20 protein-coding genes are annotated in these 21,438 nt (G+C 37.7%); 5 read left to right on the top strand and 15 right to left on the bottom strand.

Annotation, left to right across the window (positions count from 1 at the left end; all coding sequences use genetic code 11):
- The first annotated feature begins 55 nt into the window (after positions 1-55).
- Complete coding sequence (locus ACFINK_RS06035; RefSeq protein ID WP_375612131.1) at positions 56-829, top strand: amino acid ABC transporter ATP-binding protein; 774 nt, start codon at positions 56-58, stop codon at positions 827-829.
- Positions 830-849: 20 nt separating this feature from the next.
- On the opposite strand, the gene lpxB is transcribed toward ACFINK_RS06035, so the two are convergent.
- The 13 genes from lpxB to ACFINK_RS05970 all read right to left on the bottom strand — a co-directional run bounded on the left by lpxB (position 850) and on the right by ACFINK_RS05970 (position 14,937).
- Positions 850-2,046 carry a lipid-A-disaccharide synthase gene (gene lpxB / locus ACFINK_RS06030; RefSeq protein ID WP_375612130.1) on the bottom strand — a complete coding sequence of 399 codons (1,197 nt, stop codon included), beginning with the start codon at positions 2,044-2,046 and terminating at the stop codon, positions 850-852.
- Entirely contained in the window at positions 2,039-2,911 is an 873-nt protein-coding gene (locus ACFINK_RS06025; RefSeq protein WP_375612129.1) for an LpxI family protein, read from the bottom strand. Before ACFINK_RS06025 ends, lpxB begins: the two co-directional genes overlap by 8 nt.
- A gap of 2 nt (positions 2,912-2,913) precedes the next feature.
- Complete coding sequence (lpxA, locus tag ACFINK_RS06020; protein WP_375609506.1) at positions 2,914-3,738, bottom strand: acyl-ACP--UDP-N-acetylglucosamine O-acyltransferase; 825 nt, start codon at positions 3,736-3,738, stop codon at positions 2,914-2,916.
- Between the two features lie 24 nt (positions 3,739-3,762).
- Positions 3,763-4,230 (bottom strand): 3-hydroxyacyl-ACP dehydratase FabZ, encoded by a 468-nt coding sequence (fabZ, locus tag ACFINK_RS06015; RefSeq protein WP_375629629.1) that lies wholly within the window; start codon positions 4,228-4,230, stop codon positions 3,763-3,765.
- Position 4,231: 1 nt separating this feature from the next.
- Positions 4,232-5,278, bottom strand: coding sequence for a UDP-3-O-(3-hydroxymyristoyl)glucosamine N-acyltransferase (gene lpxD, locus ACFINK_RS06010; RefSeq protein WP_375612127.1), 1,047 nt, complete (start codon positions 5,276-5,278; stop codon positions 4,232-4,234).
- Between the two features lie 65 nt (positions 5,279-5,343).
- Positions 5,344-7,740: an outer membrane protein assembly factor BamA gene (gene bamA / locus ACFINK_RS06005; RefSeq protein WP_375613471.1), complete on the bottom strand. Its 2,397-nt coding sequence runs from the start codon at positions 7,738-7,740 to the stop codon at positions 5,344-5,346.
- A 202-nt stretch (positions 7,741-7,942) separates the two neighbouring features.
- Positions 7,943-9,091, bottom strand: a complete 1,149-nt coding sequence (locus ACFINK_RS06000; RefSeq protein ID WP_375613470.1) for a M50 family metallopeptidase — start codon at positions 9,089-9,091, stop codon at positions 7,943-7,945.
- Between the two features lie 15 nt (positions 9,092-9,106).
- On the bottom strand, positions 9,107-9,922 hold the full coding sequence (locus ACFINK_RS05995) for a phosphatidate cytidylyltransferase (protein WP_375613469.1): 816 nt from the start codon (positions 9,920-9,922) through the stop codon (positions 9,107-9,109).
- A 731-nt stretch (positions 9,923-10,653) separates the two neighbouring features.
- The gene (gene frr / locus ACFINK_RS05990) at positions 10,654-11,214 is read right to left on the bottom strand and encodes a ribosome recycling factor (protein WP_273790667.1); all 561 of its coding nucleotides are present in this window, start codon (positions 11,212-11,214) and stop codon (positions 10,654-10,656) included.
- Positions 11,215-11,251: 37 nt separating this feature from the next.
- Positions 11,252-11,971: a UMP kinase gene (pyrH, locus tag ACFINK_RS05985; RefSeq protein ID WP_273790666.1), complete on the bottom strand. Its 720-nt coding sequence runs from the start codon at positions 11,969-11,971 to the stop codon at positions 11,252-11,254.
- A gap of 156 nt (positions 11,972-12,127) precedes the next feature.
- Positions 12,128-13,051, bottom strand: coding sequence for a translation elongation factor Ts (gene tsf, locus ACFINK_RS05980; protein ID WP_375612122.1), 924 nt, complete (start codon positions 13,049-13,051; stop codon positions 12,128-12,130).
- A gap of 102 nt (positions 13,052-13,153) precedes the next feature.
- Positions 13,154-13,933, bottom strand: coding sequence for a 30S ribosomal protein S2 (gene rpsB, locus ACFINK_RS05975; RefSeq protein WP_273788135.1), 780 nt, complete (start codon positions 13,931-13,933; stop codon positions 13,154-13,156).
- Positions 13,934-14,100: 167 nt separating this feature from the next.
- Positions 14,101-14,937 carry a cell envelope integrity EipB family protein gene (locus ACFINK_RS05970; RefSeq protein ID WP_375612121.1) on the bottom strand — a complete coding sequence of 279 codons (837 nt, stop codon included), beginning with the start codon at positions 14,935-14,937 and terminating at the stop codon, positions 14,101-14,103.
- Between the two features lie 145 nt (positions 14,938-15,082).
- On the opposite strand from ACFINK_RS05970, the gene ACFINK_RS05965 reads away from it, so the two are divergent.
- Together ACFINK_RS05965 and ACFINK_RS05960 are read left to right on the top strand one after the other, a co-directional pair.
- The gene (locus ACFINK_RS05965) at positions 15,083-15,544 is read left to right on the top strand and encodes a RidA family protein (protein ID WP_375607219.1); all 462 of its coding nucleotides are present in this window, start codon (positions 15,083-15,085) and stop codon (positions 15,542-15,544) included.
- A 134-nt stretch (positions 15,545-15,678) separates the two neighbouring features.
- Complete coding sequence (locus ACFINK_RS05960; protein ID WP_375607220.1) at positions 15,679-16,101, top strand: HIT family protein; 423 nt, start codon at positions 15,679-15,681, stop codon at positions 16,099-16,101.
- A 7-nt stretch (positions 16,102-16,108) separates the two neighbouring features.
- On the opposite strand, the gene clpA is transcribed toward ACFINK_RS05960, so the two are convergent.
- Both clpA and clpS read right to left on the bottom strand, forming a co-directional pair.
- The gene (clpA, locus tag ACFINK_RS05955) at positions 16,109-18,460 is read right to left on the bottom strand and encodes an ATP-dependent Clp protease ATP-binding subunit ClpA (RefSeq protein ID WP_375613468.1); all 2,352 of its coding nucleotides are present in this window, start codon (positions 18,458-18,460) and stop codon (positions 16,109-16,111) included.
- Positions 18,461-18,466: 6 nt separating this feature from the next.
- Complete coding sequence (clpS, locus tag ACFINK_RS05950) at positions 18,467-18,838, bottom strand: ATP-dependent Clp protease adapter ClpS (RefSeq protein WP_375612119.1); 372 nt, start codon at positions 18,836-18,838, stop codon at positions 18,467-18,469.
- A 234-nt stretch (positions 18,839-19,072) separates the two neighbouring features.
- On the opposite strand from clpS, the gene ACFINK_RS05945 reads away from it, so the two are divergent.
- Together ACFINK_RS05945 and ACFINK_RS05940 are read left to right on the top strand one after the other, a co-directional pair.
- On the top strand, positions 19,073-20,422 hold the full coding sequence (locus tag ACFINK_RS05945) for a D-alanyl-D-alanine carboxypeptidase (RefSeq protein WP_375629618.1): 1,350 nt from the start codon (positions 19,073-19,075) through the stop codon (positions 20,420-20,422).
- Between the two features lie 32 nt (positions 20,423-20,454).
- Positions 20,455-20,733 (top strand): hypothetical protein, encoded by a 279-nt coding sequence (locus ACFINK_RS05940; RefSeq protein WP_375629616.1) that lies wholly within the window; start codon positions 20,455-20,457, stop codon positions 20,731-20,733.
- The last annotated feature ends 705 nt before the right edge of the window (positions 20,734-21,438 follow it).

Below are 21,438 nucleotides of genomic sequence, written 5' to 3'. Positions count from 1 at the left end.
TCAAATCAAAATGTTGAATTAATCAAGTTCTTCATCAATGAAAGAATAAAATAAGATGAATTTGAAAAATAATAAATCGATCTCTCCCAGTAAAAACCCTGTGATCTCTATCCAAAATCTAAATAAATGGTATGGAAACTTTCAGGTCCTACATGATATCAACTTTAATGTTCAAGCTGGTGAACATATCGTTATTTGTGGACCATCCGGATCAGGAAAATCAACGTTAATTCGTTGTATTAATCAATTAGAACAAGCACAAAAAGGTTCAATCTGTATCCATAACGTTGATATCCATACTGCACCTATACAACAGCAAAAAAATGTTCTTCGTAAGATAGGAATGGTCTTTCAGAACTTTAATTTATTTCCCCACATGAGCGTTATACAAAATTGTATTTTAGCACCTATGACCGTTCAAGGGCTTTCCAAACAACAAGCACAAGAACGGGCAATTCGTTACTTAACGCATGTTGGTATTGAAAAACACTGTGAAAAATATCCTTTACAACTTTCTGGTGGGCAACAACAACGTGTTGCGATTGCCCGTGCACTTTGTATGGAACCCGAAGTCATGCTTTTTGATGAACCAACCTCTGCTCTTGATCCAGAAAGTGTGGGAGAAGTTTTGGAAGTGATGGCTCGATTAGCCGATACAGGGATCACAATGCTTTGTGTTACCCATGAAATGGGCTTCGCACGTAAAGTCTCAGAAAGAATACTCTTTCTAGAAAATGGAAAAATTGTTGAAGATGCAGCCTCTGAAGAATTTTTTACCAATCCTAAAAGCCAACGTGCTTGTAATTTTCTTGCTAAAATTAAATATTAATCATTAAAATATTGCTTTATTTATACAATTTTATTCCTGCTTTTTAAAAGAGTGATAATTGTTTGTGCGCCAACAACCCCCGATGGTACTTCAGTTTTCATTTTCTGTTCTACCATCTCAAAGGAATCAAGTTGTGCCTGTCGCAATAAAGGATTAGCCAAAAGTTGTTCTACCTGTCTTGCTAACATGCCAGGACGGATTAATTCATTCAAATATTCCGAAACAATAGGCTTATCAGCAATAATATTTGGAAGAGCAGCACTCCATAACATCATTTTAGGAAAAATAAATAATTTAGAAAAGAAATCAAGTTTATAGCAAAGAACCATAGGAACTTTTGCTAAGGCTAATTCAAGTGAAACAGTTCCATGTGCAGCAAGAGCAACATTTGCTTGTGCAAAAGCACGCCATTTTTCATCTTCACCAACTACAATTTCTATCTTGCTTTTCCAGCCCTGCACAAAGTCCCGGATTCTATCTACCAAATGAGGTAAGGTTGGTAAAATAATACGTAAATGAGGAATACGTTGTACAAGAATCTCTACTGTTTCTCGAAAAATAGGCATTAAGGAACGAATTTCTGAATTGCGTGATCCTGGCAAAATAACTAATGTAGGCGATAATGTTTGTGTATCGATCAAATTTCTTTGTTCTAATTGGCTTTTTTTTTCTGACTGAACTCTCAAAAGGGGAGGATATGTCAAAAGACGATGTCCAACATAAGTCGTGGCAGGGCCTCCCAAATCTTGCATAATCTTTTCTTCAAAAGGAAAAACCGCTAAAACATGATCAACAAATCCACACATAGCTTTTGCACGCTCTGGCCTCCATGCCCAAACGGTTGGTGCAATATATTTAATGATAGGAATAGAAGGCGCTAAAGCACGTACCTTTTTTGCAATACGATGCGTGAAATCAGGACTATCAATAATAATTAAACAATCAGGTTGTTCTTGTGCAATAAATTTGGATAAATTGCGAATATGTAGCAACAACAATGGTAGTTTTTTCAACACCTCCTTTAAACCTATTAAAGCAATATCATGGGAATCAAAAAAGCTTTTTAAGCCTAATGCCTTTAAATGGCTCCCCCCAACACCAATCAAATGAATATTGCATCCTATCTGTTGTGATAAACAAGAAATTAGATCGGCCCCAAGTAAATCACCAGATTCCTCACCTGAAACCACTGCAATCTTTAAGAAACAATTATTCATGACCAAACTTTTCAAATGTCTCTATAAATAAAGAATATTTGTTGGCTTTTTCTATTGTTGTTTTCACTGATAATATTAGACTTCTATTTGCCTCCACCGCAACACCAGATAAACCACTCTTTGCAATATTCATTATTGTCGCGGGCCCAATTGATGGCAAATCAACGCGATTATCCTGTTGTGGTTTTGCGCATTTTACAAGAATGCCACCTTTAAGGGGAATTTGCCCTCTTTCTCGCATTTCACAAATACGCCACAACATATTATCAGTTCCCTCAGCGCCCTCTAGAGCAACCACCCTTCCTTGGACAACGACAACGGCTTGCCCGATATCTAATTGACCTAAAAGCTTTGCTGCTTCTACTGCTAAAAAAATATCTTTTTTCTCTTTTGGAGTAGCGCGCCGTACTGTTAAATTAAATTCTATGGGAGCTAAAAGATCTGGGACTATTTCGTGAGCACCAATAACACAAAAACCGTGTGCTTCAATAACCCGTATAAAAGCTTTTAATAACGCATCATCTCCCCTCTTCAAAGCTCCGATTAACTTAGGAAGAGCTAAAAATGTTGTCCAGTCCAGTCGCAATTGTTTAAGAAGTGGACGCTTTTTCACACCACCTGCCAAAACAACATTATATACACCAGCCTCTTTTAAAATTTTAACGAGTCGTGCTAACTCTACAATTGATAGCTCGCAATGCTCATAGCGATAAAGAACAGAATCTGCCTCACCATGCAAAAGCACAAGAAAAGGATTTTCTCCATTCTTCTCAAGAGTCTGCGCAACAGTAATCGGTAGAACACCATTTCCTGCTATAATAGCAGTACGGCCGGAAAGAAAACTTCTGGCTCCCCAAATAGGCATTTTTAATCCTTATGTTCTTTTATTCTAACACCTTCAAATTTTGGTGTGCAATAAAAACGCTTTCCTTCTTCTTTAATAAAATTAACAACTTCAGAAACAGACTGAGAAGAAGAATAGAAAGAAGCAACATCACTGACACGCTCTTTAAATGGTTTGCTATGATCAAAAAGCATAGCAACCGCATGACGGAGTGCATGAATATCTTGACGCTCAAGTCCTGCACGCTTCATGCCAATAATATTGAGTCCAGCAAGTTTTGCCTGCACACCAACAGCTGTTCCATAAGGTATCAGATCACCAACCAGTGCAGATACGCCGCCGATAAATGCATGATGTCCAACACGAACAAATTGATGAACAGCAGCACCACCACCAATAATCACATAATCACCAATAGTAACATGACCAGCAATCATTGCGTTATTGGCAAATGTTACATGATTGCCTACATAACAATCGTGAGCGATATGCGCATAACAAAAAAATTGGCAATTATCACCAACAACTGTCATTCCTACACTCGAATCGGACCCCCTATGCATTGTTACACCTTCACGAATCGTACAATTCTTACCAATAAAAAGAGTTGTAGCCCCTCCTTTATGTTTATTATTTTGCGGATCTGCCCCCAAAACGGCATGAGAAAATACTTTACTCTTGGCTCCTAACGTTGTCTTTCCCATTATTACAACATGACTTGTCAAACTACATTCATCACCAATAACAGCCTCTGAACTAATATGGCAAAATGGTCCAACGCGTACATTCTCACCAAGCTGCGCTCCCTTCTCCACAAGAGCAGTTGGATGGATTTTCGTACCGGACATTTTTAAATCCCCATCAAATATCGTTTATTCTTTTTCAACAATCATCGCAGCAATTTCTGCTTCAGCGACGCGGACATCTTCTACTTTTGCAACACATGAAAAACGTCTCATACCAGATCTTTTTTTCAAAAGCTGAACATGAATCTTGAGCTGATCACCAGGCATAACCGGCTTACGAAATTTCGCATTATCAACCGTCATAAGGTAAACTAAATTTGTTTGCTTATTGCCTAAATTTAAAAGTGCTATTGCTCCTGCCGTTTGTGCCATAGCTTCTAAAATCAAAACTCCAGGCATAACAGGCTTTGAGGGAAAATGTCCCATAAAATGTGGCTCGTTAATCGTTATATTTTTAATACCAATCGCTTCTTGTTCACCATCAATATCAACGATACGATCAATTAATAAAAATGGATAACGGTGCGGTAATATTGATAATAGTTTTTCAATATCGACAGCCTCTAAGTTTTTAGTTTTTTCACTGCTGATCATATCAGCGTTTCTCCTTTTTAACTTTTCCCATACTGCGCAATGCCGCTACTTCACGAAACCATTGTTTAAATGGTCGCGCTGGACTACCTCCCCATTTTTCGCCATCCGGAATGTCATTCATAACACCACTACGAGCAGCAATCTGAACAGATTTACCTATTATGATGTGATCCGCTACTCCCACACTTCCGCCAAGCTGAGACATATCCCCTATAGATGTACTTCCCGCAATGCCACATTGAGCGGCAATAAGACAATAGCGTCCAATTTTGACATTGTGGGCAATTTGTACAAGATTATCAATCTTGCTTCCTTCACCAATAACAGTATCTTGAAATGTTCCACGATCAATTGTCGTGTTCGCACCAACTTCTACACCATCCTCAATAATAACGCGACCAAGCTGTGGAATTTTCTCGATTCCAGAAACGCCCCCAACATAACCAAAACCATCTTGCCCAATGCAAACACCAGGATAAAGCTGAACCTTATCACCTATTATAGAACACTGAACTGTTACCTTAGGAGCAATATAGCAGTCACATCCAATACGGCAATTTTCACCGATAACAGCTGTGGATGAAATAAGAGTTCCTGCACCAATCTCAACATTTTTACCAATAACAGCTCCCGCTTCAATACACACATCATGTGCCAACTTAGCCGTTGGATGAATATGCGCATGCGATGAAATCCCCTTCTGCCCCAACCAAGGCATTGGCTTGACAGAATCTGGAAACAAAATACGACCAATCTGAGCAAAGTCACGCTGTGGTGTGGATGTCACCAAAATTGCCATAGTTTCGGGAACTTTAAAAACAATCTCATTCGTACACAAAACAGCAACAGCAGAACTGTCCAGTAAAGCATCAGAAAACTTCCGATGCTCTACAAAAACAAGCGAACCTTCCACAGCACTCTCAAGTGAAGAAAGAGTATTGATAACTTTATGAGAAAACTCTGGATTAAGAAGCTTTGCACCCGTCAACTCAGCAGCATTTGCAACTGTCAATCGTCGGGACGGCGTAAAAAAAAATGTATCCGCCATCAAAACACTTTCTCTCCCAGCTTAAGCTATTCTCTTCAAGTTTTTCCTTCTTAAAATCGCTCAAATCAGAACTTCGTAGAAATACCAAAGTTCAATTGTTGCAAACGATCACCTTCCTGCTTCGTTATTGGCCAAGCATAATCAAAACGCAAAGGACCAAACGGAGAATCCCACATCAAACTCACACCTGCAGATGAACGCCAAGCACTTTTGGTATTGGTAACAGACGGTTCACCCTTAAAAACGGCTTTATAATTATTGCCATAAAGCGTGGCAATATCCGCAAATAAAGCACCGCGCAACCCAAATCCTTCAGGCACGACAGGGATAGGGAACTGTACTTCAGCAGTCGCATTCATATATGTCGTTCCCCCCAAGAAATAAACCTCACCCTTACTGGAAACCTGACGCGGACCTATTCCATTATATTTGAACCCTCGAATCATATCAGAATTTACTTTAAACATATCGAAAATACGAACACCATCTCGGCCCATTCCGTGGATATAACCACCCCCAAAGGAAAGCAAACCAACGATATCCTTCTGGTCAGAAAGAGTCTTGTACATCATCGCCTTACCCGTGGTCTTCAAGAACTTTGCACTCCCACCAAGCCCTGCATATTCCTGAAGCAGATGCACGTACCACCCATCATGGGGGGATCTCATATCATCAATCGTATTATAGGTGAAACCATAACTAATTGATGAACGTTTCCAAGGGCTGTGTTTTGCAGCTTGAACAATCGCACCAGAATATTTCCCATATAATTCTATTATGTCACTCTCTTTGTCAAAATCATACTCTCCGCCAAAATCATATTCTTCCTGCACATAAGAATAAGCTACATTAGCAGATAATTGATTATTAATAGGTAACGAAAACCGCAGCGATCCACCTGTCTGCCGTACATCATAGGCTTTATCAGCACGATAAGTACTACGAAAAACATCAACACCAGCAGATAAACGATACCCTAAGAAATAAGGATCAACAAATGATAAATTATAATTACGAGATTTTTCTTGCCCCGCACCTAATCCTAAACGAACATATTGACCACGTCCCCCAAGATTACGTTCAGTAACAGAAACTTCAAGTGACATACCAGGACTTGTTCCCCCTGTTGTATACCCTCCAGAAAGAGAAAGATCTCCTGTTGAAGCTTCAACGACATCTATTACCAAAACAACTTGGTCAGATTGATCTGTAGGAACCATTGAAATATTAACGGCTTTGAAGAAACCTAAACTTTCTAGACGACGTTTTGCCCGCTGTAATAAAGTTTGATTGTAAGCATCTCCTTCGTTTAAATCAATCTCACGGCGAATGACGTAATCACGCGTTTTCTCATTGCCACGTATATCAATACGTTGAATATAAGCACGTGTACCCCGTTCAATATTATATAAAATTGAAATTGTATGATTTGCTAAATTACGATTTCCCCGCGGTTCAACTTTAGCAAAAGCATATCCCGAATCAGCAACTTTGTTATTAATAGTTGCAACAGACTGTTCAATATCTTCTGCACTATAAACATTACCTGGCTGGGTTTTAAGCATCCTTTTCACAGATTGAACGTCAATTCCATCAACATCACTTTCAACCTGAATATCGCTAATTTTATAGAGCGCACCCTCATCAAGAACGAAAGAAATTTTATACGTATTGCTTGCTGCATCAAAAGTTGCTTTAGAAGAGACTACACGAAAATCTGCATAACCACGGTTATAATAAAAGCGACGTAAAGCTTCTTCATCAACAGCGAGGCGCTCTTCACTGTAAACATCACCTCCCAACAACTTCGAAAAAATTCCTGAAGTTTTTGTTGAAATCACATCACGCAAACGACGACTTCCAAAGACATTATTTCCCTTAAAAGTGATATCACCAATCTTTGTTTTTTTCCCTTCAACGACATTAAATACCACATTAACCCGCCCTTTTCCAAGGTTAATCGTTTGAACGTTAACAGTGATATTATTACGACCAAGAGTTTTATAAGCCTCACGAATTGTATTTATATCAGCAGAAAGCTTAGCAGAATTAAAAGGCTCATTCGGTTTTAAAGAAATAAACCGCTTAAGATCTGGGTCTTTAAAAGATTTATTTCCTTGAAACAATATTTGATTGACAACCTCATATTCTTTTACGAATACAACCAATTTATCACCCACCGGATTTATTTTAACATCATAAAATAAACCCAATTCGAAAAGGTTCTTCACAGCACTATCAACATCACCACTGGAAACACCTTGCCCAACCTTAATCCCCATATTGTCTCGAATCGCCTGAGAACTTACAAACTTATTCCCACGAACCTCAATAGAGCGGACTACAGACGCTTGTATTTCTCCGACCGCAGCAATTGACATAAAAACCGTTGCTGGGGCAAACATCCCCATCTTTAACACCAATACAGATGCTGCATTTAAAAACTTTGAATTCGTAGTCATTGGCTTTTTTACCTTACTCTCGTTCCTTGGACATGATGCCTTAAAAGCTAACTGCCATAACAACCTTTTTACAGCGAGACTTTTCATTCCTTAATTACTCATTATAATGTACAACGCCACAACATTTTGTAGACATGGTAAACAACCTTCAATTTGTTTTTGCTATTATTACTTAATTTATAAAGCGTTTTCCATAATTTAATTAGCTAAACCAACAAAAATAATCATTAAAAAAGACAAAGATCATAAAAAGGAGAAGAATGGAAAAACCTAAACGAAAAACGATTCCCTGAATTTTAGCAGATATTTTCCTCCCAGTAATGACCTCAATGACATGCAATAAAAGATGCCCACCGTCAAGCGGTAGAATCGGAAAAAGGTTAATAAGCCCAACACTTATTGAAAGAAAAGCTGCCAAATTCAACAAAGAGATAAAACCTGTCTCGCTCACTTTCCAAGCAATTTTAACGGTTTTAGAAGGTCCACTTAGCCGACAACGATCCTCTTTGCCTCCTATTAAACGACTCATAAAAAGAACGGTTTGAGTGGCGATAAACACAGTACGGTCTGACGCTTTTCTTACAGCTGTTACAAAACCATAGCGAATATGTTTTATATAAGTTGGATCTAAACGTGCAGGATTATTTAAATCAACAGGAACACCTACACCTATCATAGCACTTCGTGTTCGATTACCAAATCCATCATCTCGCTCAACGACTTTCGGGGTAATCATCGTTGTAAAGACTCGCCCCATGCGTTCTATTTTAAACTCTATGGGTTCTCTTCCGTGAAAAGCTACATAATTCATCAAATCTTCAAAGCTTTCAACCCGTCGTCCATCCATTTCAACAAAACGATCACCTAATTCCAAACCGGATTGAAGAGCAGGGCTATCTTTTACCAAAGAACCAACAACGGGCTCAATGGCTACACGACCATAGATAAAGAAAAAAAATGTTAGAATAACAACAGTAAAAAGGGCATTGAAGAAAGGACCGGCAAAAACAGTTGCTGCTTTTTTCCAAGCATGCGCACTAGCAAATGAACCATCGACAATCAGAGATGATTGGGATGATTCCGTATCGATTTTTTCCTCATCCCCAACAAATTTTACATAACCTCCTAAGGGGATAAGTGCTAAACGCCACTTCGTGCCATGCTTATCTGTATAACTCGCTATTTCTGGTCCAAATCCAAGCGAAAAAATTAACGCCTTAATACCACACCACCGACCAATGAGATAGTGCCCAAATTCGTGCACAAAAATGATAATCATAATGATGAAAAGAATACTCAAACTTCTTAAAAGAAAATCACCCATAGTGACGATATGATTTAAAAGTTCCAAACTATCTTCTCCCAATTAGATCATACTAAAAAGATTAAAAGGCGCATCCATATCAGACATAAATGAACCAATTAAATAAAGAAGAAAAGCTGCCCCTACCAATCCATCTATACGATCCATAAAACCACCATGTCCAGGCAATAAAGAACTAGAATCTTTAACAGAAAACCGTCTTTTGAGCCATGATTGCCCTAAATCACTCAATTGTGAAACAATTGACAAAACAAGTGTAAGGAGTGGCACAAAAAAACTGGCTAAATTTATATCAAAAAATCCAAAAGCAACCCATATACCACCGAAAACTCCGACAAATGTACCACCAAGTGCTCCTGACCATGTTTTATTAGGAGAAAATTGTGGTGCTAATTTAGGGCCCCCTAATGCACGTCCGATAAAATAACCACCAATATCTGTTCCCCACACTATCGTAAATAAGAAAATAACAACTTGGAACCCCAACATTTCATGATCCCGTAGAAAGCATAAAGCAACAACAGGAAAAGATGCATATAAAAAACCACAAAAAACCCAACCACTCTTTTTTATAGATATAATAGCTAACACTGTAGCTAAAACGATTAAAACACAAAAAATCAATGAAGCAGATACACTCAATACTAAAAAAAAGCCAAAGATTAAATAAAAGATACTTGCTAATATTTTTTGTAAAATACACCATTTCTCTTTAGTAATACTCATCCACTCATAAAGAACAAAACCGCCAATACACCATACAAATAAAAAAAAGAAGTTTCCTCCCAACCATGTTAGATACAACGCAATAATGCCAAAAACAAAAGCTGTCAGAATACGATAAACCAAATTAGACAAAACAACATCCAAACAATAAAAATAGAAAATACAAGCTCTAAAATTAACGCAAGAAAAACTCCCCTACGCAGTATTTTTATCTCATACCTGTATAATTTCTCTTATAATTTATCATAAATAATTCAGTCTACTAAGATAGCGCTTATGAAACTAATAATCAATGAAAACAGCTTCAAAAATCTCCGTCAAAATTATAAAATATTTTTTTAATATTTTCTCAATATAAAATGAAAAAGCAGTTACCTCTGCCCCATACAAATTAACTAATATAGGTTTCGTATAAAAACACTTTTCTATCAACTATTCGTCATTAAAAAATGAATTACGCCACATAACATCTGCTTGATCAATTATACTCACATGTTTTATAATGAGAAATAAGAGAAAGGTTAGACTTGTTTTTTTGCATTATATTCTTTCCTCAACCTTCATCTTAGAATATTTGAATAATTTCTAATAATGCTTTCATTATGCATTTTAACAAAGACGTGCTCAACTAAAAACCCGCACCATGCTGTTAAATAGTGTCTCCCAGCAAAGGGCATGATTTATCACGCAGACTAAAAAATTAAAACATCTGCCCTTTCAAATCAGTCTCTCCCATATCAAAATGATAGAACACCTTCCTGCATCACACCTTGCTACCACAGAGCACACCACTCCCCACAATTATCCCTAGAAACAATTTACAGGCTGGGAGTAAATATCCTTTTTCTAGTGACAAAATCGTCTTAAACGTGCATAATTTCAGATTCTTTTACGGCTAAAATTTTATCAATATCAGCAATAGTTTCATCCGTGAGTTTTTGAACTTTTTCAGACAAACTATGGGCTTCATCTTGTCCAATTTCACCATCTTTTTCTAACTTTTTCAAATTGTCCAGACCATCCCGACGAACATGACGTGTAGCAACACGCGCTTGCTCTGCATAGTGATGCGCAATTTTTACAAGTTCTTTACGGCGCTCTTCATTCAATTCAGGCAAAGGAATACGTAGATTCGTACCATCAGTTATGGGATTTAAACCAAGACCAGAATCGCGAATAGCGCGCTCTACAGCTCCGACCATCGTTTTATCCCATACAGAAACAGAAAGCATCCGAGGTTCGGGAACAGAAATATTAGCAACCTGATTTATATGCACAACAGAACCATAAGATTCAACGGTCAACGGTTCTAATAAACTGGCCGATGCACGTCCAGTCCGCAAACCACCTAATTCATGTTTAAAAGCCGTAATGGCACCATCCATGCGACGTTTCAGATCATCCATAATTGATGTAACATTCATATTTCTGTCTCCTTCAATTGTCCTTTGAAGCTTACCCTTATTCCGATACTATTGTAAAGCGTCCTGTTCCATTCAAGACCTTAGCCAAACCGCCTTTTTCATGAATGGAATACACAATAATCGGTACATTGTTCTCACGTGCTAAAGTGACCGCCGTTGAATCCATAACAGATAATCCCCATTGCAAAACTTCAACATGTGTTAATTGGTCAAAACGCTTAGCCGTAGGGTCTATTTTTGGATCTGCTGAATAAATACCATCAACTTGTGTTCCTTTAAGAAGGACATCCGCACCAATTTCTGCTGCACGTAAAGTAGCAGCAGAATCAGTGGTAAAAAATGGATTTCCTGTACCACCTGCAAAAATAACAACTTTTCCCTGATTCATATAAGCTATTGCTTTACGTTGCGAGAAGCTTTCACAAATTTGTGGCATAGCAATCGCAGAGAGTACAACAGTTTCAACCCCTAATTTTGTCAAAGATGTTCGCAATGCTAAAGAGTTAATAGCAGTTGCAAGCATTCCCATATGATCACCTGTCACTCGGTCCCCACCATGCGAAGCAACAGCAACGCCACGAAAAATATTTCCCCCACCGATAACAACCGCAACTTCTATCCCCATTGTGCGCACTTCTGCAATATCAGCGGCAATACGGTCTACAACAGAAACATCAATGCCAAAATTCTGCCCTCCCATAAGAGCTTCACCAGAAGCCTTTAAAAGAATACGTTTATACGGAAGTGCTAATGCCATTCATAATCTCCCCAAAAGCACATTTATTTTCGCTTTTGACACCACGAAGGGCACCACTTTTTTCACGTGACGCCCTCTCAACAATTACATTGTTCCCCTCAGAGATTCTACAACCAACGATATGACTTTAAATCTCTGTTCAAGAGTTTGCAATAACTAGCCTTTTACAGCAGCAGCAACCTCTGCAGCAAAATCAGACTCCTCTTTTTCCACACCTTCACCTAATGCAAAACGAATAAAGCCTGTAATTTTTGCTGGAGCACCAATTGATTTCTCAGCATCCTTTAAAGCGGCCTCAACAGTTATATCAGGATTCATAACAAAAGCTTGAGAAAGCAAAACAACCTCTTCAAAAAACTTACGCATACGTCCTTCTACCATTTTTTCAATGATATTTTCAGGTTTTCCAGACTGACGTGCTTGATCTGAAAAAATTTCTTTTTCTCGCTCAACAGCAGCAGCATCAACATCTTGTGCTGTAAGTGCTAATGGATTGGTTGCCGCAATATGCATCGCGACCTGCCGACCAAAAGCAAGAGCAGCCTCTTTATTTCCTGTTGTTTCAATCGCAACCAAAACACCAAGTTTTCCAAGCCCATCAGCCACACTATTGTGTATATAAGTCGCAACAACACCATTCTCAACAGACAATTTAGCGGAACGACGAAATGTCATATTTTCGCCAATTGTACCAATTGCATCTTTAATCGTAAGCTCTACAGTCTTCTCAGAACCTGGATAAAGAGAAACAGAAACAGATTCAACATCCCCTAGCGTATCTAAGGCAGCAGTTGCTACTTTACGCACGATGTCTTGGAATCCATCATTGCGCGCAACAAAATCTGTTTCAGAATTAATCTCAACCAAAACTGCATGTGAATCTTTTGATACGACTCCGATTAATCCCTCAGCTGCTGTACGACCAGCCTTTTTATCTGCTTTAGCTATTCCTTTTTTACGAAGCCAATCAACAGCAGCTTCCATATCACCATTGGTCTCTGCTAGGGCGGCTTTACAGTCCATCATACCAGCGCCAGATAGTTCTCGAAGTTCTTTTACTTGTGCAGCAGTAATGCTCATATTTGCCTCTTTATTTTATAACAGTGAAAGCGTGCAAAATCCCTCTGCACGCCTATAACTTCTTCTTTAGACAATAAAAGTACCTTAATTAGGCATTTTATATTATTCAGAAACTTCTGAAACTGCATTTTCTTCCAAAATAGGCTCCACAGGTGCATCAACTTGAGCTCCTAAATCGATACCCATTGCTCCTTGCTGGCGTGCAATACCATCAAGAGCAGCACGGGCAAAAAGATCGCAATAAAGAGAAATTGCACGTGAAGCATCGTCATTACCTGGTATTGGATGTGTTACGTCATCGGGATCACAATTGGTATCAATAATAGCAATCACTGGAATACCTAAACGCTTTGCTTCTTGGAGTGCAATATTTTCTTTATTCGTATCGATAACAAAGATAAGATCTGGAACAGAACCCATATCTTTAATACCACCAAGCGCACGATTAAGCTTTTCACGATCACGTTCAAGATTTAAACGTTCCTTTTTAGTAAAGCCTTGCGCTTCAGCAGCAAGAATTTTGTCAAGCTTCCGCAAACGATGGATCGAATTGGAAATCGTTTTCCAGTTTGTGAGCATGCCGCCAAGCCAACGTGCATTAACGTAATACTGAGCGGAACGATTCGCCGCATCTGCGATAATGTCAGATGCTTGCCGTTTCGTACCAACAAAGAGAATACGACCACCACGCGCTACAGTATCTGAAACAAGTTTAAGTGCTTGGTGTAAAAGTGGAACGGTCTGAGCAAGGTCAATAATATGGATATTATTACGCTGGCCATAAATATAGGGAGTCATTTTGGGATTCCAGCGATGAGTCTGGTGACCAAAATGCACACCGGCTTCTAAAAGCTGGTGCATAGTAAAATCGGGTAGTGCCATAAATCTTATCCTTTCCGGTTCAACCTCCGCGGAAAAAGCAGGAAGACCTGCTACCGGCGGATGCTTGCTAGAAGTTTCTCACAGATCATTTGCAAACACCCAGACTCCGCGTGTGGAATAGCGCAAACATACTAATATTTGATTCTTTTTCAAGTTATTTTCTTTAATCATTTAATATTTGCATTTTCGCATTGATTAAGATCTTTTCCAAGTTCCAAGAATTCGAGACTGTTCAATTTTGCACGCACTGAAAAAGTTCCATAATCTATATGAAGATCACGCATGACACCATTCTCATGTAAGAGAAAACTGCTACGATAAACCGGCAAACCATCTTTATTTTCTCCATCATCAAAATAAGAAATTGTAACAGGCCAATATTCTTCTTCATCCAATTTTCTTACTTTTTCCGTTTCGCTATCAGATAAAAGCGTCTTCTTTTCCCCTATGACGATACTTTCTTTTATAACTTTATCTGCTTTATTTGTCCCATCAAATACAGTAACATTGTAAAAATGATCTCCTGCTTTTGCATGGCGGATAATATTTTTTAGTTGCATCATTGGAAATTCAGCCATTGCAAGCTTATACTCTTTTTCCTTTGGCTTTTTTAAGGTAACTGTGATACCATCTTGCGTACGCTCCGCAACCCCCTCGGCACGATGCACAACCTCTTCTCCCTCTTGATCTGTAATATTAAAACGAAATGTACGGCTGTCTCCTGTTTCATAACTCGTCGTCTGTTGATCCGTCAAACGTACTGGCATATCTTCAATGTGAACACGGCTAATGAAACGAAAACGTGTGCTATAGCCTTGGCATGCCGAACCAGTAAGCTCGTAAACCATTCGTCCTGACATCGCAGAAATTGTCATTTCATGAGAAACACTATCGAGATGAAAATCATAAATTGCTCGATGAGGCACAATAAAAATGCGCTCTTCAGCTCTCGCAGTACATAAAAAAACAATATATAAAATTATTATAAATAATGATCTAATCATTCCCAACTTCCGAACTTTATCCCCGTTGCATAACATCATACAATAAGGCAAAAAAGGTTAATTTCTCAATTAACCACACATTTTCTTAAATCAAAAAATAGATTATGCAATGAATATATTATAGAGCAGCTATGGAGTTAAAATTATGACCAATATGATTGAAAAAAACTTAGAAAAATTCGGAATCACTCTTCCTGAAGTAATCTCCCCCCTTGCCAATTACATCACCACTTCACAAAGTGGCAATCAACTCTTTATTTCTGGACAACTCCCTCTTATTAATGGAAAACCAATAGCCATCGGTAAAGTTGGTGCAACTGTGAATACCGAACAAGCCCAAAAAGCATCTGAAGCTTGCGCTCTCAATATTCTCGCGCAACTCAAGGCAACTCTGGGTGACTTAAATAAAATAAAACGTGTGGTCAAAATTACTGTTTTTGTGGCTGTAGATTCTCATTTTACCGATATTCCTTTTGTTGCCAATGGAGCTTCTAATTTATTCGTCAATATCCTTGGTGAAATTGGAAAACACGCCCGTTCTGCTATTGGTGTTGCCTCTCTTCCTATGGATGTTCCTGTAGAAGTTGAAGCCATCATAGAAATCTAAACCTTCATTAAGACAGTGCATTATCCTAAATATAACTGAAGTCAAAATACTTCTTTGTCTTACACTCTGATAAACCTTGCATTTTTTCGTTTTTAAATTAGAATCTTAAACTTACGATAAAAGGAAATATTTGTATGAAACAAGCTTATGACAATAACAATATTTTTGCTAAATTGATTCGCAATGAAATCCCTTCTGTTCGGGTCTACGAAGATGATGATGTTATTGGATTTATGGATATCATGCCACAGGCACCAGGTCATACGCTGGTCATTCCTAAAAAAGGCTCTAGAAACTTACTTGATGCAGATCCTGAAACATTATTTCCTGTTATTAAAGCTGTTCAAAAAATTGCAAATGCTGTCAAAAAAGCCTTTCAAGCAGATGGCATAACTGTCATGCAATTTAATGAAGCAGCTAGTCAACAAACCGTCTATCACCTTCATTTTCATATTATACCACGTATGGAGGGAATAGAGCTTACCCCTCATAATGATATGGTAACGCCTCCAGAAATACTTGAAGAGAATGCAAAAAAAATTCGTGCAGCTTTATAACACACTCTTAAGTTGTTGTGCTTTTTTTTCCTACACGTTTTTTTGTAAAGTTTTCCATTTTACTTTTCTTTGAACTTACAGATATATCGGAAGATGAAATTTCTAACTGTAAGCTTTCTTTTTTACCATTTGATTTTTGTGTCAATACGCGAACGGTACCACCATTGCGTAACTTTCCAAATAAAATTTCATCAGCTAATGGCTTTTTAATATATTCTTGTATAACACGCCCTAATGGGCGTGCTCCCATCTGAGAATCATATCCTTTATTAGAAAGCCATAAAGTTGCAGAAGGGCTTAATTCAAAACAAATTCCCCGATCAGCTAATTGTGCTTCAAGCTGAAAAATAAATTTTTGCACTATCTGATTGATGATTAAATGAGATAAAGGTGCAAACGGAATAATTGCATCTAACCGATTACGAAATTCTGGTGTAAATAACCGATTGATTGCTTCTATATCCTCACCATCACGATGTACTTTCCCAAATCCAATAGCTGATTTTGCCATATCTGAAGCACCAGCATTGGTTGTCATAATCAAAATAACATTGCGGAAATCAATTTTCTTACCATTATGGTCTGTTAATCTACCATAATCCATTACCTGCAATAAAATATTAAATAACTCTGGATGCGCTTTCTCAATCTCATCTAGCAATAGAACTGCGTGAGGTTTCTGATCAACGGCATCTGTAAGGAGACCTCCTTGATCAAACCCTATATAACCTGGAGGTGCTCCGATTAAACGTGCTACCGTATGCCGTTCCATATATTCTGACATATCAAAACGCAATAATTCAATGCCTAAAGATGATGCAAGCTGTTTTGCAACTTCAGTTTTTCCTACACCTGTTGGTCCTGAAAATAAATAACTTCCTATTGGTTTATCCGGTTCGCGTAAACCTGCTCGCGCCAATTTTATGGATGAAACTAAGACGGAAATTGCCTGATCTTGACCATAAACAACATGTTTGAGTTCTCTTTCAAGCTTACTCAGTATCTTCTGATCATTCCGGGAAACTGTTTTTGATGGAATTCTTGCAATTGTAGCAACAGTCGCTTCAATTTCTTTAACACCTATACTCTTCTTGCGTTGTTTTTGTGGCAAAAGCTTTTGCGCTGCGCCACTTTCATCAATAATATCAATTGCTTTGTCAGGTAACCTACGGTCAATTATATAACGTGAAGATAATTCTACAGATGCCTTCATCGCCTGATCTGTGTATTTAATCTGATGAAAATCTTCAAAGTAAGGCTTCATCCCCTGCAAAATCTTAATCGCATCTGTAACAGAAGGTTCATTAATATCAATCTTCTGAAAACGACGCTCTAAAGCACGATCTTGTTCAAAGAATTTGCGATATTCTCTGTAAGTCGTCGAACCAATACATCGCATAGTTCCAGAAGATAACACAGGTTTCAAAAGATTTGCTGCATCCATATTTCCCCCTAATGTCGCTCCTGCTCCAATTAAGGTATGAATTTCATCAATAAATAAAATAGCATCTGGATACAGCTCAAACTCTTTAATAACTTGTTTTAAGCGTTCTTCAAAATCACCGCGATAACGTGTACCTGCAACAAGTCCCCCCATATCAAGAGAAAATATTGTTGCATTTGATAAAACTTCAGGCACTTGCCCATCAACAATACGCTTTGCCAACCCCTCAATTATAGCTGTTTTCCCTACTCCAGGATCACCAACCAAAAGCGGATTGTTTTTTGACCTTCGACATAAAATCTGTATCATGCGTGAAATTTCTATTTCACGGCCAATTAATAAATCAATTTTTCCATTACGTGCTTTACAATTGAGATCAACACAATAATTCGTTAAAGCACTTGTTCCTCTTTCACCATTATCCGAAATCTGCTGATCTAATTGCTCTTCAAGTCCTTCAAGTAACATGGATAACCCATCATCACGCGTGACACCCTGTGAAATAAAACGTACAGCATCGTAGCGTGTCATTCCCATCTCTTGAAGAAAATATGCTGCATGGCTTTCACGTTCAGAAAAAATTGCAACAAGAACATTTGCCCCCGATACTTCATCTTTTCCAGCTGATTGTGCATGAATCACCGCACGTTGGATAACACGCTGGAAAAAAGCTGTAGGCTTTGTATCCTCATCAGCTCTAATCTGTTCATCTAACTCTGAGCGAAGATAATTGGTTAAGCGCTCTCGCAATTCCTCCACATCTACTTGGCAAGCCTGAATAACGGAATTTGCATCGGCATCATCTAACAGCGCAAGTAGAAGATGCTCTAGTGTTGCATATTCATGCCGTGCTTGAGTAGCAATTGTTAATGCACGATGCAAAACCTCTTCAAGACTAGGTGTAAAAGATGGCATAGCTCCTCACTTCCATTCCATTACACATTGTAACGGATGTTCATTTTGACGCGCACATTCCCTCACTTGTAATATTTTCATTTCAGCGACTTCATAAGTGTAAGTCCCACATTCTCCTATCCCATTGTGATGAACATTTAACATTATCCGCGTTGCCTCTTCGAAACTTTTTTTAAAAAAGTTCTTCAAAACGAAAACAACAAAATCCATAGGTGTGTAATCATCATTAAGCAAAAAAACTCGACATAATTTAGGTTTTTCGAGTTTTTCTCTAGCCTTAGGCATTATAACCGCACCATGCCTACCTTCATCCCAATTCTTGCCCTTTTCATTATGCATAATATGAGCTATAGAGTTTATTATGAGCATCTGTCCCATTATCGTTTTCCATGCAGCACATTTTTATTAATTTTAAATTCTTTCATAACTATTGCAATACCTGTTTGTATTAGAAAAAAATTTCCCTCTATGGTTAGACTTCAATCACTCACTCATAAAATAACTTCTGTAAACAAATTAGTAATACCATTCGTCTAAACTGCATCAATAAATTACAGAAAAGGAAGCTTTATAGAAGTTTTTTAGGATAAATGGAGAAATAGGATACTGCAAGTGTATATTAATTATCAAAAAATTATGCGCTACTGTAAAACAATAGCAATTTCTTTTGTTATGTTAGCTTTTTCTTACTGTTGGGCATCCGCCACACCTCAAGGCGCCTATCCTGATAAGTATGCGGCTATTGTTATAGATGCTACTACGGGAAAAACTTTATTTCAAGCCAATGCAACACTGAAACGTTATCCTGCTTCTTTAACAAAAATGATGACATTGTACTTACTCTTTGAAGCTATGCAGATGCGTCGTGTGACACCAAATACACCAATTCCTGTTTCACATTATGCAGCAATGCGTCCACCGACAAAAATTGGATTTAAAGCAGGCCAAACAATTTCTGCAGAATCAGCAGCTAAAGCACTCATTACAAGATCCGCAAATGATGTTGCTGCTGCCATTGCAGAATATCTTGGAGGTAGTGAAAAAAAATTCGCTCAAATGATGACAGTAAAAGCTCGTAAACTTGGCATGAAACATACACATTTTGCAAATGCTTCAGGACTTCCGGATGTGCACAATTATTCTACAGCACGAGATATAGCGACTTTGTCATTAGCTTTACGTAAACATTTTCCCAAACAATATAAATTGTTCAAAACAAAAAGTTTTAATTTCCGTGGACATAAAATTAACAGCCACAATAAACTTGTTAAAATAATGAAAGGTGTCGATGGAATTAAAACAGGCTACACACAAATGTCAGGTTCTAATTTAGCAACTTCGATGCGTCTTGAGGGGCGCTCTATTGTCGCTGTTGTTATGGGAGGTAAATCATCTACTGCACGTGACGAGCATATGGCTAGCTTATTGAATCAATATTTGCCCAAAGCAAGCCAAATGAAAAGTGGTGAACGTTTAATAGCTTCTGTACGCTATCACTTACCCACTGGGGCCAATACTCCTATACCGACCATTAAAGCTGATTCAAGTAATTTTGACGATGAAATTTCGACTATGTTGACAGCATTTGCAGAACAACCTAAAAACTCCAATATCGCAATAACGGCTGTCAATAAGGTAATTATACCAATACCGAATCCTCAAAAAACTATACCGGCTGAGACTCATAAAATTGTAACAGTCTCTTTGTCCGAAAATGCCGGATGGGCTATCCAAATTGGTTCTCTTCCTAGTGAAGAACAAGCAAAAACTCTACTTTTAAAAGCAAAAAATATAGCTTTTTCTACTTTAAAGCACGCATCTTCACACATGCAACTGTTTGAAAAAAATGGGCGGCGTTATTACCGAGCGCGCTTTACAGGGTTTCAATCAAAAAAAGCTGCATTTGACGCTTGCTCTACATTAAAGAAAGCAAATTTTAACTGCTATACTGTAGCCTACTAAAAATTTTTGAATTCTGCGTTAAGGATAGTATTATGACAGATAATGCTTTTGCTTCATTCCATAAAAAAGAAATTTTATTGAAGCAATCATCCCTCCTTTCATTGCGTCCTCTTCACGATGCTGCCGCAAAACTTACTGGTTTAAAATATAATTCTACTGCATTAGATACACAGTCTCTTGTTAACCTTCTCATTTGCCAAACAATGCGCAACCGTCGTCTCATAATGCCTCCTGTACGCATTCATTTACGCGTTGCGAGCCAAACTGGTAATGTGCCTATTAAAATCCGTTTAGGAGCAACAAATATTTAATTCTACAGACCCTCTCTAAAAAATTATTTTATTATTAACCATTATCTACAACCTTAGAAAACCTTTTGATAAACATACTTTTTTCTTAAATTGTTGAATTTTCTGACAGCTTTTCCAACTATCCAATATCTCCAAGCTTTCAATAAAACATTGTTAAGGACATAAAAATACCCAATATTTTTCCACTTTTGGATTTAATATAAAAAATTATCCTTGATATCTTTCTGGAAAAAATGAATAGCTTCATTAGATGAAAGCTTATCATTTGGTGGGATTATTGTAAAAGTTCAATAAAGAAAATCCCTCTTAATAACGCTCCCTATACAACATAAACGCTGTAAAAAAAAACAATCTCACTTCTCTTACTTGTATTTATGTCAACAGGCACAGAAAATTGGAAAATACAAATACTATCGATGAAAAAACGTAAATAAATTATCAGATTAAATATTATGATAACGATTCCCATAAGATTTTAATTTATAATTATAATTTATTTTTTGCATATTGAACAAGAGATTTTCGTAAAATACTCTTATTTTACTTCTTATATTGAATCAGTCAAAATCGCTCGCTTGCTCATCACGAACAAAATTGACATATAAACCATTTACAAAAGGAATCAAAGTATCCCTTATGAATCATTTCAAGTACTAGGATCTTTTGTAATATTGAACGTTGAAAAAAAGGATGATATTGCTGGTT

Origin of the sequence: Bartonella sp. AA16NXGY (genome assembly GCF_042197325.1) — a bacterium.
GTDB lineage: Bacteria > Pseudomonadota > Alphaproteobacteria > Rhizobiales > Rhizobiaceae > Bartonella.
Note: the sequence above shows the minus strand (reverse complement) of the source record. Positions and strands in the feature narration are given on the sequence as shown.

What these genes read in the sequence shown, in the direction of transcription:
- ACFINK_RS05970 (WP_375612121.1), bottom strand. Translation starts at nt 14,937, where the DNA reads ATGATTAGATCATTATTTATAATAATTTTATATATTGTTTTTTTATGT.
- frr (WP_273790667.1), bottom strand. Translation starts at nt 11,214, where the DNA reads ATGAATGTTACATCAATTATGGATGATCTGAAACGTCGCATGGATGGT.
- ACFINK_RS06025 (WP_375612129.1), bottom strand. Translation starts at nt 2,911, where the DNA reads ATGCCTATTTGGGGAGCCAGAAGTTTTCTTTCCGGCCGTACTGCTATT.
- lpxA (WP_375609506.1), bottom strand. Translation starts at nt 3,738, where the DNA reads ATGTCCGGTACGAAAATCCATCCAACTGCTCTTGTGGAGAAGGGAGCG.
- ACFINK_RS05960 (WP_375607220.1), top strand. Translation starts at nt 15,679, where the DNA reads ATGAAACAAGCTTATGACAATAACAATATTTTTGCTAAATTGATTCGC.
- pyrH (WP_273790666.1), bottom strand. Translation starts at nt 11,971, where the DNA reads ATGGCATTAGCACTTCCGTATAAACGTATTCTTTTAAAGGCTTCTGGT.
- lpxB (WP_375612130.1), bottom strand. Translation starts at nt 2,046, where the DNA reads ATGAATAATTGTTTCTTAAAGATTGCAGTGGTTTCAGGTGAGGAATCT.
- rpsB (WP_273788135.1), bottom strand. Translation starts at nt 13,933, where the DNA reads ATGGCACTACCCGATTTTACTATGCACCAGCTTTTAGAAGCCGGTGTG.
- tsf (WP_375612122.1), bottom strand. Translation starts at nt 13,051, where the DNA reads ATGAGCATTACTGCTGCACAAGTAAAAGAACTTCGAGAACTATCTGGC.
- bamA (WP_375613471.1), bottom strand. Translation starts at nt 7,740, where the DNA reads ATGACTACGAATTCAAAGTTTTTAAATGCAGCATCTGTATTGGTGTTA.
- ACFINK_RS05965 (WP_375607219.1), top strand. Translation starts at nt 15,083, where the DNA reads ATGACCAATATGATTGAAAAAAACTTAGAAAAATTCGGAATCACTCTT.
- fabZ (WP_375629629.1), bottom strand. Translation starts at nt 4,230, where the DNA reads ATGATCAGCAGTGAAAAAACTAAAAACTTAGAGGCTGTCGATATTGAA.
- lpxD (WP_375612127.1), bottom strand. Translation starts at nt 5,278, where the DNA reads ATGGCGGATACATTTTTTTTTACGCCGTCCCGACGATTGACAGTTGCA.
- clpS (WP_375612119.1), bottom strand. Translation starts at nt 18,838, where the DNA reads ATGGGACAGATGCTCATAATAAACTCTATAGCTCATATTATGCATAAT.
- ACFINK_RS06035 (WP_375612131.1), top strand. Translation starts at nt 56, where the DNA reads ATGAATTTGAAAAATAATAAATCGATCTCTCCCAGTAAAAACCCTGTG.
- clpA (WP_375613468.1), bottom strand. Translation starts at nt 18,460, where the DNA reads ATGCCATCTTTTACACCTAGTCTTGAAGAGGTTTTGCATCGTGCATTA.
- ACFINK_RS05940 (WP_375629616.1), top strand. Translation starts at nt 20,455, where the DNA reads ATGACAGATAATGCTTTTGCTTCATTCCATAAAAAAGAAATTTTATTG.